Origin of the sequence: Pseudomonas sp. zfem003 (assembly GCF_032621675.1) — a bacterium.
Lineage (GTDB): Bacteria > Pseudomonadota > Gammaproteobacteria > Pseudomonadales > Pseudomonadaceae > Metapseudomonas > Metapseudomonas otitidis.
The window spans coordinates 181,793-197,418 of the sequence record NZ_JAVYJG010000008.1 but is presented as its reverse complement, the minus strand read 5'-3'; the positions used below and the strand labels follow the sequence as shown (position 1 = coordinate 197,418).

The following is a 15,626-nucleotide window of genomic DNA, read 5'->3' as shown; positions in this document are numbered from 1 at the left end:
CGCGCCGCCGCGAAGTGGCCCGGCAAAAACGCCAACTCAGCGCTGCGGCAGCGCCTGTGTGCCACCGCGCAAGCGCCCCAGCACGCGCTCGGCATTCTCCTGGCAGCCCATGCCCTCGGGCTTGTCCTCAATGCTGTCGATCACCTGCAGGAGGCGCTCGCGGGCCACCACCAGGCGCGCCTGCATGGCCTCGATCTCCGCCACCTTGCGCCGCAGGCCCTCCAGCATCCGCTCGTGGTTGCCGTGCACCTGGCCGGGGCTGGGCAGCAGGTGGCGCATCTCCTCCAGGCTGAAGCCGGCCTGCTGGCCGCAGGCGATCAGCTCCAGCACCGCGAGGGCTTGCTCGGGGTAGTCCCGGTAGCCATTGCCCAGGCGCTGGGCGGCGATCAGGCCGCTGGCCTCGTAGAAGCGGATGCGCGAGGCGGTCAGGCCGCTGCGTCGCGCCAGTTCGCCGATTTTCATGGCAAGGGTTCTCCACCTATTGACCTTGAAGCTGACTTTAACCTTAGGCTCTGCCGCAGCTCTTCTACCTTTCGTCGATGCCCGCCCGAGGACACCCACCATGTCGCCCTTCCAGCCGTTCAGCCTGCCCAATGGCACCACCCTGCCCAACCGCATCGCCAAGGCCTCCATGGAGGAGAACCTCGCCGATCCCCGCCAGGCGCCGTCCGATGCGCTGATGCGCCTCTACGCGGCCTGGGCCGAAGGCGGTGTGGGGTTGCTGCTCAGCGGCAACGTGATGGTGGACGCCCGCGCCATGACCGGCCCCGGCGGTGTGGTGCTGGAGGATGACCGCCAGCTGCCGCGCTTCCGCGAATGGGCAAAGGTGGGCAAGGCCCATGGCGCGCAGTTCTGGCTGCAACTGAACCACCCCGGCCGGCAGATGCAGGCCAACCTCGGCCAGGCGACCGTGGCCCCGTCGGCGGTGGCCCTGGAGATGGGCAGCCTGTCGCGGATGTTCCCCACCCCGCGTGCGCTGGAGGAGCAGGACATCGCCGCCCTGATCGAACGCTTCGCCCACAGCGCCGTGCTGGCCGAGCAGGCCGGCTTCGACGGCGTGCAGATCCATGCTGCCCATGGCTACCTGCTCAGCCAGTTCCTCTCGCCGCTGACCAACCGCCGCCAGGACCGCTGGGGCGGTTCCCTGGAGAACCGCGCGCGCCTGCTGCTGGAGGTGGTGAAGGCGGTGCGGGCGCGGGTATCACCGCGCTTCGGCGTGGGAGTGAAGCTGAACTCGGCGGACTTCCAGCGCGGCGGCTTCGAGCCGCAAGACGCCCGCCAGGTGCTGCTGTGGCTGAACGACCTGCCGGTGGACCTGGTGGAACTCTCCGGCGGCAGCTACGAGGCACCGGCCATGCAGGGCGATGCCCGGGACGGTCGCACCCTCGCGCGGGAAGCGTACTTCCTGGAATTCGCCCGTGAACTGGCCACCGAAGCGCGCATGCCGGTGATGGTCACCGGCGGCATCCGCCGGCTGCCGGTGGTGGAGCAGGTGCTCACCAGCGGCGTGAGCCTGGCCGGTATCGCCACCGCCCTGGCCCTGGACCCGGCCCTGCCGCGCCGCTGGCGTGAAGGCGACAACGCCGCCAGCGCCGAGCTGCCGCCCATCCGCTGGCGCAACAAATCCCTCGCCGCGCTGGCCTACATGTCGGCCGTGAAATACCAGATGCGTCGCCTCGGCGACGGCCAATCCCCCCGCCCCGGCGTCTCCCCCCTGCGCGCCTTGCTCAAGGAGCAATGGCACACCCTCCACCGCACCCGCCATTACCGCCGGCTCATGGCGGAGCGTAGTGAGGGGTAGGCTCGGGAACGGCAATGCTCGGTGCGGTGGATGGCGCTTTATCCATCCACCAAAGGGTGTGCCGCCGGCTCCGATGGTGGGCTGAAGCCCACCCTACGCTCGGCCGTAGCCTGGGCTTCAGCCCAGGGATGCGCCGTGGCCCCGGGCTGAAGCCCGGGCTACGTGTCTGACGCCGAGATGGTGGACCGGTGAAGCACGGAGTGTCCGGCCGGGCACGGCGACAAACGTAGGATGGGCTGAGCTGTGCGAAGCCCATCATGGCGGGGCTCGGGCACGGGGCGATGCGGTTCGCCGAGCTCACCGCATCCTACGGGTGCCCGATGTGCGTCGAGGCGGTGGACTGGTAAAGCGCGGAGTGTCCGGCAGGGTGCGGCGACAAACGTAGGATGGGCTGAGCTGTGCGAAGCCCATCGTGGCGGGCTCATGCGGGGATTCGATGCGGTTCGCCGAGCTCAGCGCATCCTGCGGATTGTTCGGCAGGGGGCTCGGCAGCGTTCAGGAAGTGGCGGAAGCCGAGGATCACGCCCTGTTCCAGGTCGGCTTGGGGCAGGTCGTGGGCGTGGGCTTCCAGCTGGCGGAGGAAGTCGGGCCAGAGGGGTTGGTCCTGGCCGTGGCCGAGGTAGCGCACGGGCAGGTCAGCCTGGGCGCCGGTGACCTGTCGGGCCAGCAGTCGACCGCCCAGGCGCGAGCCTTCCAGCACGTAGGCCAGGCCCCAGAGCAGGCCCGGTTTGGCGTCCAGGCTGGGGGCGGCTGTCGGTGGCGGCGGCAACCCCAGGTCGGCCAGGTCCGCCAGCAGGGCCTGGCGGCGGCGACGTGCCGGCCAGTCGGGCACCAGTTGGGCGATGCCGGCCTGCTCCAGGGCCTGTTCCAGCCCCGGCAAGGCGCGGGCATGGGCGCGCAGGAAGGCGCGGTAGCCGTCCGCCTGGCCCAGGTCGAAGCGGGAGAAGGCGGCGTCCACGGCCTCGTGCCACGGGGCGCCGGCCTGGCGCAGCTGCTCACGCACCCTCATGGGCGCTCCTCCAGGGCGGCGCGCAGCTTGGCGGCGATGTCCGCTTCACGGAAGGGTTTCTGCACCACCACCTGGTCAGGCAGGTCCAGCCCGCCCAGCTCGGCGTAGCCGGTGATGAAGATGACGGGCAGATCGGGCCGCTGCTGCTGCGCCAGGTTGGCCAGCTCGGCGCCGTTCATGCCGGGCATGGCGTAGTCGGTGAGCAGCAGGTCGACGCCCTGTTCCAGGCGCTGCAACGCTTCGCTGCCGCTGCCGACCTCCAGCACCCGGTAGCCCAGCGAGTCCAGCAGCGCGGCGGTCACCTCGCGCACGCGGGGGTCGTCGTCCACCAGCAGGATGGTCCGCGCGGTGCTGCTCGGCCCCGGTGCCGGCACGGCCGCCGGGCGCTCGACGCAGGCCTCGCCGGGGTCGTCGTGAATGCACGGCAGGTAGACCTTAACCCGCGTACCGCGCCCCGGCTCGGTGTGGATGCTGACGCCGCCGCCGGACTGCTTGGCGAAGCCGAACACCTGGGCCAGGCCGAGCCCGGAGCCCTTGCCCACCTCCTTGGTGGTGAAGAACGGCTCGAAGGCCTTGGCCAGCACCTCCTCGGTCATGCCCACGCCGGTGTCCTCGATGCTCAGCACCACATAGGGGCCCGGCTCCGGGTCTTCGGGGCGCTGCGCGGCGGCCTGCACCACCTCGTTGGAGGTCACCAGGCGCAGGGTGCCGCCCTGGGGCATGGCGTCGCGGGCGTTGATGGCGAGGTTGAGGATGATCATCTCGGTCTGGGTCGGGTCCACCAGCGCCCGCCAGAGGTCGGGGGCGGTGCGGGTTTCCACCCAGATGCCGCCGCCGAGGGTGCGCTGCAGCAGCTCCAGCAGGCCCTGCAGGGTGTCGTTGAGGTTGACCGGCACCGGCTCCAGGCGCTGCCGGCGGGAGAACGCCAGCAACTGCCCGGTGAGCTTGGCGCCGCGCTCGCCGGCCTCGCGGATGTTGTGCAGGCGGCCGAGGATGCGCTCGTGGTTGCCACGCTCGACGTCGCGCTCGAGGAAGGTAGCGCTGGTGAGGATGACGGTGAGCAGGTTGTTGAAGTCGTGGGCGACTCCGGCGGTGAGCTGGCCGATGGCTTCCAGGCGCTGCATCTGCTGCAGGGTCGCCTCGATGCGTTCGCGCTCGCGGATCTGCTCGCGCAGGCGCTGGTTGGTGGTGGCCAGTTCGTCGAGCACCGCGCGCTCGCCGGTGATGTCGCGCACGGCGGCGTACATCAGCCCCTCGTCGGGGACGATGGTCCAGGACAGCCAGCGGTAGTCCCCGTCGGTGTGGCGCATGCGGTTGACGAAGCGGGTGGAGACGTTGCCGTCGGCCACGCTCTCGGTCTCGCGCAGGGTCGCCTCGATGTCGTCGGGGTGGATCAGCTGCCACAGCTGCACCCGGGTGAGCTGCTCGCGGGTGAGGCCGAGGGTGTCTTCCCAGGCGGGGTTGAGGGCGATGGGCGTCATGTCGAAGCGCATCACCGCCAGCAGCTCGCGGGAGAGTTCCCAGGTGCGGTCGCGCTCGCGGGTGCGCCGTTCGACGCGCTCGCCGAGCATTTCGTTGAGCCGCTGCAGGGCCTCGGTGGCGTACTTCTGCTCGCTGATGTCCTGCAGCACGCCGATGAAGCGCACGCAGCGCCCCGCTTCGAAGAAGGCCCGGCCACTGGTGAGCACCCAGCGCTCGCGCCCGCCCGGCAGCTGCACGCGGTACTCGGCCTGGTACTCGTTGCCGCTGTCCACAGCCAGCGCCTCCTGGACCTTGCGCTCCAGCAGGGGGCGGTCCTTGGGGTGGCAGCGGTCGAAGAAGGTGACCAGGTCCACCTCGGCGTCCCGGGGCAGTTCGTAGAGGGCCTTGCAGCGTTCGTCCCAGAGCAGCCGGCCGGTCTGCGGGTTGTAGTCCCACATGCCCATGCGCGCGGCATCGATGGCCAGGCGCGCACGCACCTCCACCTCCATCAGCGCCTCTTCGGCGCGGCGCCGGCGCTCGCGCTCGCGCACCTCGGCCAGGGCCCGGCCCACGGCCTTGGGCAGCAGGCTGAGGTTCTGCTTGAGCACGTAGTCGACGGCGCCCTGGCGCATCATTTCCACCGCGTGCTCTTCGCCGAACACGCCGGAGAGGAAGATGAAGGGCGTCTTCGGCGCCATGCGCCGGGCCACTTCCAGGGCCTGGGCGCCGGACGAGCCGGGCAGGATGAAATCGCAGAGGATCAGGTCGAAGGTGGCGGCTGCCAGGGCCTGCTCGACCCCGGCGTGGTGGTAGACCAGGGTCGAGTCGACCTCGAGGCCGCTGCGTTCCAGAATCAGCAGGGCCAGTTCGGCGTCCCGCGGGCTGTCTTCGACCAGCAGCAGTTTGAGTGGCGTTTGCGGCATGGGGTGTGGGGGCTTCCTGTGGGTCGGCGGGCCGTATCAGCTTCCGGGGCGGCGCTGCAGTCGCAGCGAGCCCGGCGGCGGCTCGTTGAGCACGGCCCAGAACACGCCGAGGTCGGAGATGGCGGTGACGAATTCCTTGAATTCGACCGGCTTGACCACGTAGGCGTTCACGCCCAGCTCGTAGGCGCGCTGCAGGTCCGGCTCCTCGCGGGAGGAGGTCAGCATCACGGTGGGGATGCTGCGCAGCTCGGGCGTCTCGCGCACCACCTTGAGCACTTCCAGGCCGTCGACCTTGGGCAGCTTCAGGTCCAGCAGCAGCACGGCGGGGTTGCCGTCGTCACGCTGGGCGTAGTGGTTGCGACGCAACAGGTAATCGAGGGCGTCGGCGCCGTCACGCATGACGACGACATCGTTGGCCAGCTGGCTGCGCTCCAAAGCGACCAGCGTGAGTTCCAGGTCGTGGGGGTTGTCCTCGACCAGCAGGATGGGTTTGAGCATGGGTAATCACTCAGTGGGTAGTTGACTGTGCTGCGCCCTCAGGGGCAGTGCGAAATGAAATCGGGCGCCCTCGCCCACGCGTCCCTCGGCCCATACGCGGCCGTCGTGGCGTTCGATGATGCGGCGCACACTGGCCAGGCCGATGCCGGTGCCCTCGAACTCTTCCATGCGATGCAGGCGCTGGAACACGCCGAACAGCTTGCCGGCGTACGCCATGTCGAAGCCCACGCCGTTGTCGCTCACCGTCACCACCACTTCGTCGCCCTCGGTGCGGGCGCTGACCTCGATCACCGCCGGGTCGCGGTCGCGGCTGTACTTCACGGCGTTGGCCAGCAGGTTGCGCATGGCCAAGTGGAGGAAGGCGGCATCGGCGATGAGCGTGGGCAGCCCGGCGATGTGCCATTGGATGTTGCGGCCTACCAGGTCCGGCTCCATCTCCTTGAGGATGGCGTCCACCAGGGCCTGCAGGTCCACGTCGGAGAAGCGCAGGGCTGCGCGGCCCATCTGCGAGAAGCTCAGCAGGTTGTCCACCAGGGTGCCGGCGAAGCGGGCGGATTCGCCGATATGGTCAAGGAAGCGCAGCCCCCGTTCGGACAGGCGACTGCCTTCGAATTCCCCCAGCAGCTCGGCGTAACCCGCGATGTGCCGCAACGGTGCGCGCAGGTCGTGGGACACGCTGTAGGAGAAGGCTTCCAGTTCCTTGTTGGATTTCTTCAGCTCGCTGGCCAGCACTGCCATCTCCTCGGCCTTGCGCAGGACGATGCCGAGCACGGCGGTGCGCAGCTCCCAGACGCCCTCGATCTCCAGCGGGTCCCAGGGACTCGAGTAGCCGCGCACGGTCTGCTGCCAGCGTTCGAAGCTGTGCCGCGGGCTGAGGCCACCGCTGGGGTCGACGCTCTTTTCCGGGCGCCCGGCCCATTCGACGGTGCGCGCCTGCTCGGGCTTGAACCACACCAGGTAGTGGGAATGGATCTGCGAGATGGCCACGGCCAGCACACCTGCGGCATGCCGGGCGAGTTCGGGCAGTTCGTCGATGTCGCGGCCGACGTTGTCGCTGTGGAACACGTTGATGCCGGGGCGCCGGGCCAGCCAGTGCACCAGCGCCGTCACCTGGGCCTGGGGCGGGGTCTCGCCCACCAGGTCGCAGCGGGCGGCGGAAATGATCGCTGCGCCGCTGGCCTTTGCGAAGCCGAGGAAGGTCTCCGGCTGGGCCAGCAGGCCGCCGCTGATGCTGTCGCGGTCGGCCATGGCCGAGAGCATCTGGACGATGTGCTGGCGCAGGCTCAGCAGGTGCTCGGTGCGGTCGTGGGCCTCGCGGCTCTCGATCTGCAGCGAGAGCACGCTGCCAAGCATTTCGCAGGCGGTACGGGTCTGGAAGCCCACGCCCCGGGGGTGCAGGTCGTGGCAGGAGATCAGGCCCCACAGCTCGCCACGCACCACGATGGAGACGGACATGGAAGCCAGGGTGCCCATGTTGCGCATGTACTGCAGGTGCACCGGCGAGACGCTGCGCAGGGCGGCGAAGCTGAGGTCAAGCGGGCACCCGGTGAGCGGGTTCTGCGCCGGGTACAGCGGCGAGGGCGTGTAGTGGGCGTCCTCGATCACGCGGATGCGGTTGGCGCGGTAAAGCGCGCGGGCCTGGGGAGGGATGTCGGAAGCGGGAAAGCACAGGCCGAGGTAGCGCGGGTAGCCCTCGTCGGCCTCTTCGGCCAGCACCAGGCCGTTGCCCTCGGCGTCGAAGCGGTAGGCCTTGACCCGGCCGAAGCCGGTGATGCGCTTCATCTCCTGCACCGCGTGGCGGCACAGTTCGTCGACATTGTCGGCGTCCTGCAGGCGGGCGACGAAGCTGCGCACCAGCGGGTAGAAGTTGCCGTAGGCGGCGATGGCGTCGCTGGCCGGCTCGAACTCGGCGATCAGCACCTGGTCGTGGCGGTGCACCATCATCGCCACCGGGAGCGAGCGCTCCTGGCCGATGGCGAAGCGTACGTCCCCCAGGTGGAAGGGATTGGGATCTTCCTGGGCCAGCCCCTGCAGGCGGCCCTGGAGCACGGCGGCGTGCTCGAAGAGGCGCTCGAACGGGAGTCCGATCAGTTCGCTGGCGGGCAGGCCGAGCCAGTCCTGGACGTTCTCGCTGGCCTGCACCACGCAGCCACGGCCTTCGTCGAATACCAGCATGAAACCGTGGGGCTGGATGCTGCCCGGGATGTGGATGGGCTCTTTGGCACAGGCTTCGGTCGCAGCCGCCAGGTCCTCGGTGCTGTCGATGGGTGTCACAACGCGATCTCCTTTCGTGTCCTCGCGGCGGGGAAAACCCACACGACTTACCGGGTAATAGGCCGGATCTGACGTGAACGAGGGCACAAACTATCAGAACCTCTACCAGCAGTCGTTGCTGGCATAACGATTCTTCCGACGGGGTTCGGAATGGTGGAGTACGGAAATCGCGAAAAATTCCCCGTCAGCGGACCGACGTCATGGCCGATCCGCTGCGCCGGACCTCAGCTGGCCACGGCGCGACGGGCGTTGAGCAGTTCCAGGCGGCGGCGTTCGACCAGGGTCTTGGCGGCAGTCATGTGGATCGGGCCACCGGTGAAGGTGGGCAGCTCGCGGTCGAGCCAGGTGTCGCCCTCGCCCTTCCAGGTCACTTCGCCGGAGGCCAGCTTCATTTCCCGCTGCATCTCGCGGATCACCCCACGCACCCGCTCGATGCAGAACACCGCATCGCTCGGGATGGCCTTGCGCAACGGCTCCTCGCCGTCCTTGCCCAGGGTCAGCAGCAACATGCCGTCCGGACGCGGGCGGATGGACACTTCGTAACCGGGAAAAGCGTCGAAGAATTCCTTGATGGCGATCTGCATTGTTCGGCTCCCTGTCAGTGGATTGGGCTTTTGGACCCAGGCATTTGCAGGGCGCATGCCAGCCGAGCGGTAAAACTATCTAATTGATTTAAAAGGAATTTATTTGGAATGAAGGCAGTTTGATATATGCAGCCTGCACGATGGCACGTTGATCGCCTTGCAAAATGCAAGACGACCGAGGGCAGCCCGAATGCAGTGCGACCTCAGTCCAGCACCATGGCCTGTACCACCGTGAGCCCTTCGTGATCGCGGTAGGCATAAAGGGACTCGTATTGAAATGACAGCAGGAAGCGCGCAGAGGTTGCAGCCGCAAGCTGGACGATAAGGTGATGGATGTCGCCCCAGCTCTCCGCCAAGCGATTGTTGGCGCAATGAAAAACGCCGCTTAAACCGACCTTCCAATCCACGCCGTGGTGGTCGAGTCCCACGTCCCGAGCAGGCTCCTCCCGACGGAACGCGAATACCGCCCACGAGCGTTCGAACACGCCCTCCAGTCGATCCGGCCCCTCCTCCCACCGCTCCCCACTCGCACGAAGGATGGCCTCCACGACCGCAATCGGAACGCCTTCTTCGACCTCCAAGCACATCAGGATGGACATCTCATTTCTCCTCGCGAAAGCAGCTGTGCTCGTAGCCTGGGCTTCAGCCCAGGGAAATGGTGCGGGACACTCCCGGACTGAAGTCCGGGCTACAGCCAACACCCTGGCACCCGTAGCCTGGGCTTCAGCCCAGGGAAATGGCGCCGGGCACTCCCGGACTGAAGTCCGGGCTACAGGCAACACCCTGGCACCCGTAGCCTCGGCTTCAGCCCAGGGAAATGGCGCCGGGCACTCCCGGACTGAAGTCCGGGCTACAGGCAACGCATCGCTCCCTAACGCTCCAGCGCCTGCCGCACCCCGTCGGCGATGGCCAGGCTGGAGGTGAGGCCGGGGGATTCGATGCCGAACAGGTTCACCAGGCCGGCGATGCCGTGGTCCTCGGGGCCGCTGATGCGGAAGTCCGCTGCGGGCTCGTCGGGGCTGCTGATCTTCGGGCGGATGCCGGCGTAGTCCGGCTGCAGCGCGCCGTCGGGCAGGCCCGGCCAGTAGCGGCGGATGGCGGCGTAGAAGCCGTCGGCGCGGCGTGGGTCGACCTGGTAGTCCTCGGTGTCCGTCCACTGCACGTCGGGGCCGAAGCGGGCCTGGCCGCCCAGGTCGAGGGTCATGTGCACGCCCAGGCCGGCGGCCTCCGGCGCGGGGTAGACCAGGCGGCTGAACGGTGCCCGTCCGGCGAGGCTGAAGTAGTGGCCCTTGCACAGGTAGCCGCGCGGGACATGGGCGGCCGGCAGCCCGTCGATGCGGCCGGCCAGGCCTGGGGCGCCAAGGCCGGCGGCGTTGACCAGCAGGCGGCAACCGAGGGTGGTCGGGCTGGCGCCGCCCACCGTCAGCTGGAAGCCGTCGCCCTGCACCTGCGCCGACAGCAGCGGCGAACCCAGGGCCAGGGCGGCGCCGGCGGCCTCGGCGTCGCCGAGCAGTGCCAGCATCAGGCCGTGGGAGTCGACGATGCCGGTGGACGGCGAATGCAGCGCGGCCACGCAATGCAGGTCGGGTTCCAGCGCCAGGGCCTGGTCGCGGCTCAGCAGGCGCAGGTCATCCACGCCGTTGGCCAGCCCCCGCGCCAGCAGGGCCTGGAGCGGCGCCACCTGGGCGTCGTCGGTGGCGACGATCAGCTTGCCGAGCTGTTGCACGGCCACACCGTGGCTGCGGCAGAAGGCCAGGAGCCGATGGCGACCGTCGACGCACAGGCGCGCCTTGAGGCTGCCCGGCGGGTAGTAGATGCCGGCATGGATCACTTCGGAATTGCGCGAGCTGATGCCGGTGCCGATGGCGTCGGCCGCTTCGACGATCACCACTTCGCGCCCTGCCTGGGCCAGCGCGCGGGCCACGGCCAGGCCGACCACGCCGGCCCCCACCACCACGCATTCGATATCCACTGCCATCGCTTCGCTCCCTGTCAGGCGGCTGCCCGGCAACGCTGTGCCGGGGCTGGCGCAGCGTGCCAGAGGCGCGGGCCGGACGTCGACCTCAGCGGAAGGCGCTGCCGGAAAAACGAAGCGGCCTGGACGGCCGCTTCATGGTGGGGCGGGGTCAGTTCTTCACCCAGTTCTCGAAACGCGCTTCGAGATCGGCATGGGCCGCCCAGAACGTGACGTTCATCGGCAGGGCATCGCGGATGTTCTGCGGGGCGGTGGGCAGGGTGGCGGCGATGGCCGGGTTGATCATGGCGATCGCCTTGTTGTTCACCGGGCTGTAGGAGATGCCTTCGGCAAAGGCCTTCTGCTGGTCCGGCTGGCTGACGAAGTGGACGAACTTCTTCGCCAGCTCACCTTTCCACGAGCCCTTGGGCAGGGCCCAGTAGTCGAAGTCGTAGATGTTGCCGCTCCAGGCCATTGCCAGGCTGCGGGTCTCTTTCTGGGCGGTGGCGATGCGGCCGTTGTAGGCGGAGCTCATGGCCACCTTGCCGTCCTGCAGGGCGCGCACCGGCTCGGCGCCGGCCTTCCACCAGACGACGCTGGACTTGATCTCGTCGAGCTTGCGGAAGGCGCGGTCGACACCGGCGGGGGTGTCGAGCACCTGGTAGACCTCGTTCGGCGCGACGCCGTCGGCCATCAGGGCGAATTCCAGGTTGTACTTGGCGCCATGGCGCAGGCCGCGCTTGCCGGGGTACTTGCGCAGGTCCCAGAAGTCGGCCCAGCCGCGCGGGGCGTCCTTGATGCGGGCGGAGTCGTAGGCGAGCACGGTGGACCAGACAAAGATGCCCACGCCGCAGGGTTGCAGGGCACCGGCGACGAAGTCGCTGGGGTTGCCCACCAGGGCCGGGTCGATCTTCTCGAACAGGCCTTCTTCACAGCCGCGTGCCAGTTCGGGGGCCTCCACCTCCACCACGTCCCAGGTCACGTGGCTGATGTCGATCATGCTCTTGAGCTTGTCGAGATCGCCGTTGTACGAGCCGTGGACCACGGCGTCGCCGGTGCTGGCCTTGAACGGCTTGAAGAAGGCTTCCTTCTGCACGTCCTTGTTGGCACCGCCGAAGGTGATGACCGTGACGAAATCCGCCGAGGCCGGCAGGCAGGTGACTGCCAGCGCCAGGCCCAGGGCGCGTCTTACCGCAACAACCATGGAAAACTCCCTCTCTTGCTGTTGGTTCGCGGGGCACGGCGCTGTGACCGGTCGCCCCTTTATTGTGTTTGTGATGACGGACCGGATGCCTGGCGTCGCGCAGCGAAGCCACCCTCGGCACCCTTGTCGCCGTTGTGAAACGGGGGCGCGTAGTCTGAACCCATCGCTCACCGAAGGGTATGCGCTCCGTCACAGTGACGACTGCTTCACAGGCTCTGGCATGCCTGTTTCACGTTTTACGCAGAAAGGGAGGCAGGCGCCTCAGGGGGCCTGGTAGAGCGCGGGGCGGCGGTCGCCGTGGACGTCGTTGCGGGCGCTGATGCGCTTGTCGTCGGCCTGGGCCAGGTCGAGGGTCGCCAGCAGCAGGCGCTCGCCGCCCTCCACCGGGCCGGCCAGGGGGAAGCCGTCGGCATCGACGATCACCGAGCCCTGCACCCAGTCCTGCCCGCGCTCGTGGCCGTGGCGGTCGCAGGCGGCGATGAACATGCGGTTCACCGCCGCGTTGGCCTGCACCCGCACCACTTCCGCCGGGCGTTCGCCCTGGGGACGCGGGCCCAGGGGCCAGTTCACCGGGGCGCAGAGCAGTTGGGCGCCGGCCAGGGCCGGCAGGCGCACCCATTCGGGGAACTCCAGGTCGTAGCAGATCATCAGCCCCAGGCGGCCGTGGACGGTGTCCACCACCGGCGGCGCTGCGTCGCCGGGGATGAACAGGGCCTTCTCGGCATCCCACAGGTGGGCCTTGCGGTAATGCGCGCGCAGGCCGTCCGGGTCCACCAGCACGGCGCTGTTGGCCAGCTCGCCGTCGTCACGGCGCTCGCAGAAGCCGGCGGCGATGACCACCCCCAGCTCCCGCGCCAAGGCCTGCCAGTGACTGACCGCCGGGCCGTCCAGGGGCTCGGAAAGCGCCAGGGCCTCGGCCTTGTCGCGGAACAGGTAGCCGCTCTGCACCAGCTCCGGCAGGACGATGATGTGCGCGCCCTCCAGGGCCGCACGGCGGATGGCGCCCTCGGCCAGGGCGCGGTTGTGGGCCAGTTCGCCGATGCGCGGCGCCACCTGGCAGCAGGCCACCTTCACCGGGGCAACGGGGCGGGTGTTCATGGGTGCGGGTCCTCCAGGCGTTGCGGGTCGAGGGCGGCGAGGCGTTCTTCCTCGCTGCGGTCCTGGTGGCGGCATTGCAGCCAGTAGGCCAGGCCCGCCACCGGCAGGCCGATGGCGAAGGCGATGTCTGCACCGCCCAGGGCGGTGGCGAAGGGGCCGCTCCAGAAGCTCAGGGACATGAACGGCACCATGGCCAGCAGGCCCAGGCCGTAGGCCACCAGGCCGGGGCGCGACCAGCCGCGGTAGACGCCCTCGGGGTTGAAGATCTCGGCGATGGCGTAGCGGCCCTTGCGCACCAGGTAGAAGTCCACCAGGTTCACCGCCGTCCACGGCACGAGGAAGTAGAGCATCAGCAGCACGAAGGTGTTGAAGCTGCCCAGGTAGCTCTCCGGGATCATCCGTGCCACCAGCAGGATCACCAGCGCCACCACGCTGATGCCGGCCACCCGCACGCCCAGGGTCGGGCGCACGCGGGAGAAGGCGTCCAGCGCGCTGAGCCCGGTGAGCATGGAGCCGTAGCAGTTGACCGCCATGATGCCCACCAGCGAGGGCACCGCCACCAGCACGATGAGGGTGCCGAAGCCGTCGTGCAGCTGGTTGCCCAGCTCGCGCACGCTGCCGATGGCGTCCGGCGCCGGCAAGGCCGAGGCGAGGAAGGCGCCGAGGGACATCAGCCACAGCGCCGAGGCGCCGGCCCCCAGGTAGGTCCAGAAGATGACCTTGCCGGCGGGGGTTTCCTCCGGCAGGTAGCGCGAGTAGTCGGAGACGTACACCGAGTAGCTGATCTGGTAGCCGGCGGCCGCCGAGAGCTGCACGAGGAAGGCGCTCCAGCTGAAGCCGCTGCCCTGCAGCGCGGCATCGGCGCTGAGCTGAGTCACGGCGAACAGGGTCAGGGCGCCGAACACCGCGATCATCAGCCAGGTCAGCCAGCGCTGCACGGCGTGCAGCAGGTCATGGCCGACGATGGCCAGCAGCACCGCCAGCCCCACCAGCAGTACGTACCAGGGGGTGCGCGCGCCGGGCAGCACGGTGTTGATGGCGTCGGTGGCGAGGATGACGTTGAACACGTTGAAGCCGATGTACACGAACACCACGGCGAGGAACGGCACCACCGCGCCGCGCACGCCGAACTGCGGGCGCGACTGGATCATCTGCGGCAGGCCCATGCGCGGACCCTGGTTGGCGTGGAAGGCCATGAAGAAGGTGCCGATGCACACGCCGATGAGGATCGCCAGGATCGAACCCAGCGCCCCCAGCCCCAGGGCCGGCCCGGTGAAACCGGTGACCAGGGTGGTGAGCACGAAGTTGCCGGTGAACCAGAACGGCCCCTGGTGCCACACCTTGCCGTGGCGTTCGTGGCGGGGCACGTAGTCGATGGAGCGCACCTCGATCATCGGGCGCGCGTCGTGCTGTTGAGTCATGGGAAGTCCTCGTCCGGTAGGGAAGTTGAAGGCGCGGCGACGGGCGCGGATCAGGACGAGGGGACGGGGCGCAGGGCGAACGAGGCGTCAGGCATGGCAGTGCTCGGCGTTGTTGTAATGGTTGTGCGCCGGACTCTAGCCAAGCGGTTGCTCGGGATACATCGGACAGGACAAATACTCAGTTGCGGATTCTGCAAACTATCGCGCCGCCTTCCCCCGGGAAGGCGGCGCCGGGCGTCAGCCCGCGAGCATCATGCAGATGCGCGTCTGCAACTGGGCGGGCGGGGTGCTGCGCGGGTCGTTCAGGTACTGCTCGAACATCGGGCAGTCGCCCGGCTCCAGCCCGCTCTCCGGCAGCCAGCGCGAGTACAGCCAGTCATAGGCCTTGCCCATCTCGTTGTAGGGCCCGGTGTAGGTGAGCATGGCGCAGCGCCCGGCGGGGATCTCGTAGCGCTCCAGCTCGCCGCCGATCACCGCCTGCGGGGACACGGAAATGCCCGCCAGCGAGCGCAGGCGCGCCTCGGGCACCTGGGCCGGGTCGTCGAAGTAGACGCCGTACATCAGGCAGTCGGGGCCGAGCAGCCCCTGGCCCATGGCGAGCATGAAGGCGCGGCCGAACAGCGGGCCGATGCCCTGGTAGCTGCCCTGGTGCGGCAGCGTGGCGAGGACGGCGCCTGGGAAGGTTTCGATGGCGATGGGGTACATGGCGAGCTCCTGGGGGTCGAGCGGGCGGGCCCGGGTTTCGCGGTAGCGTCCCGGGGGCAGCCCGAAGTGGGCGCCAAAGGCGCGGTTGAAGGCGGCGTGCGAGCTGTACCCGGCACGCCGGCCGACCCGTTCCAGCGAATCCCCCGTACCGGCCAGGGCCACCGCCGCGCGGTGCATGCGCAGCCGCTGGACCGTGGCATTGACCGTCTCACCGAGCATCGCGCGGTACACGCGGTGGAAGTGGTACGGCGACAGGCAGGCCAGCTCCGCCAGGTGGTGGAGGTCCGGATCGGCGTCCGGGTGAGCGGCCAGCCAGCGCAGCACCGGATCGATGCGGCGGGCGTAGTGAGCGAGGGTTTCGGGTTTCATGGTCAGCCTCCCTGGACCAGAAGCTAGCGGCAGCGGGTTTGCAGGAATTGCGATCTTTCGCTGCGCAGCCTAGACCGGGCTCGCGCCCGCAGCGGACAGGGCAGCGACTCGCAAGGCAACAGAGCCCTGGCCTTGTCGCAAAACAGCTGCAGCTTGATGTTTTTTATGCATGGCACTGGCGCTCAATGAACGCATTGGATAACGCACTGAAATCAAACAGCATGCTGCCCGAAGGATTTCACCCACAACAAAAGGGGGTGTTATGCCACCTGTTTTATGCCAATGCAGATCAGTTTCAGGACCAAAGAAGCAAGGGACAAGCGCT

General features: G+C 68.7%; 13 protein-coding genes. 1 reads left to right on the top strand and 12 read right to left on the bottom strand.

The genetic code is table 11. From position 1 onward, the window contains the following. Nucleotides 1-36 precede the first annotated feature (36 nt). Entirely contained in the window at nt 37-462 is a 426-nt protein-coding gene (locus RTK35_RS20350) for a MerR family transcriptional regulator (protein ID WP_182850855.1), read from the bottom strand. 100 nt (nt 463-562) lie between these two features. Between RTK35_RS20350 and RTK35_RS20345 the strand changes: the two genes are divergently transcribed. Further along, entirely contained in the window at nt 563-1,801 is a 1,239-nt protein-coding gene (locus RTK35_RS20345) for an NADH:flavin oxidoreductase/NADH oxidase family protein (RefSeq protein WP_316908833.1), read from the top strand. Between the two features lie 421 nt (nt 1,802-2,222). On the opposite strand, the gene RTK35_RS20340 is transcribed toward RTK35_RS20345, so the two are convergent. The 11 genes from RTK35_RS20340 to RTK35_RS20290 form a co-directional block, all read right to left on the bottom strand. Beyond that, on the bottom strand, nt 2,223-2,810 hold the full coding sequence (locus RTK35_RS20340) for a biliverdin-producing heme oxygenase (RefSeq protein ID WP_316908832.1): 588 nt from the start codon (nt 2,808-2,810) through the stop codon (nt 2,223-2,225). Continuing rightward, nucleotides 2,807-5,194, bottom strand: coding sequence for a response regulator (locus tag RTK35_RS20335; RefSeq protein ID WP_316908831.1), 2,388 nt, complete (start codon nt 5,192-5,194; stop codon nt 2,807-2,809). The genes RTK35_RS20340 and RTK35_RS20335 overlap by 4 nt, the downstream gene beginning before the upstream one ends. A 36-nt stretch (nt 5,195-5,230) precedes the next feature. Continuing rightward, on the bottom strand, nt 5,231-5,692 hold the full coding sequence (locus RTK35_RS20330) for a response regulator (protein WP_044400070.1): 462 nt from the start codon (nt 5,690-5,692) through the stop codon (nt 5,231-5,233). A gap of 6 nt (nt 5,693-5,698) precedes the next feature. Continuing rightward, complete coding sequence (locus RTK35_RS20325; protein WP_316908830.1) at nt 5,699-7,966, bottom strand: ATP-binding protein; 2,268 nt, start codon at nt 7,964-7,966, stop codon at nt 5,699-5,701. A gap of 224 nt (nt 7,967-8,190) precedes the next feature. Further along, complete coding sequence (locus RTK35_RS20320) at nt 8,191-8,550, bottom strand: DUF3509 domain-containing protein (RefSeq protein WP_142015055.1); 360 nt, start codon at nt 8,548-8,550, stop codon at nt 8,191-8,193. A 203-nt stretch (nt 8,551-8,753) separates the two neighbouring features. Next, nucleotides 8,754-9,149, bottom strand: coding sequence for a hypothetical protein (locus tag RTK35_RS20315; RefSeq protein WP_316908829.1), 396 nt, complete (start codon nt 9,147-9,149; stop codon nt 8,754-8,756). Nucleotides 9,150-9,421: 272 nt separating this feature from the next. Further along, the gene (locus RTK35_RS20310) at nt 9,422-10,528 is read right to left on the bottom strand and encodes an NAD(P)/FAD-dependent oxidoreductase (protein WP_236214206.1); all 1,107 of its coding nucleotides are present in this window, start codon (nt 10,526-10,528) and stop codon (nt 9,422-9,424) included. Nucleotides 10,529-10,676: 148 nt separating this feature from the next. After that, nucleotides 10,677-11,708 carry an ABC transporter substrate-binding protein gene (locus RTK35_RS20305; RefSeq protein WP_316908828.1) on the bottom strand — a complete coding sequence of 344 codons (1,032 nt, stop codon included), beginning with the start codon at nt 11,706-11,708 and terminating at the stop codon, nt 10,677-10,679. 261 nt (nt 11,709-11,969) lie between these two features. Continuing rightward, complete coding sequence (locus RTK35_RS20300; RefSeq protein ID WP_142015045.1) at nt 11,970-12,806, bottom strand: nitrilase family protein; 837 nt, start codon at nt 12,804-12,806, stop codon at nt 11,970-11,972. Further along, the gene (locus RTK35_RS20295; RefSeq protein WP_316908827.1) at nt 12,803-14,227 is read right to left on the bottom strand and encodes a cytosine permease; all 1,425 of its coding nucleotides are present in this window, start codon (nt 14,225-14,227) and stop codon (nt 12,803-12,805) included. The genes RTK35_RS20300 and RTK35_RS20295 overlap by 4 nt, the downstream gene beginning before the upstream one ends. Nucleotides 14,228-14,464: 237 nt before the next feature. Further along, complete coding sequence (locus RTK35_RS20290; RefSeq protein ID WP_074970964.1) at nt 14,465-15,301, bottom strand: GyrI-like domain-containing protein; 837 nt, start codon at nt 15,299-15,301, stop codon at nt 14,465-14,467. Between the last annotated feature and the right edge of the window lie 325 nt (nt 15,302-15,626).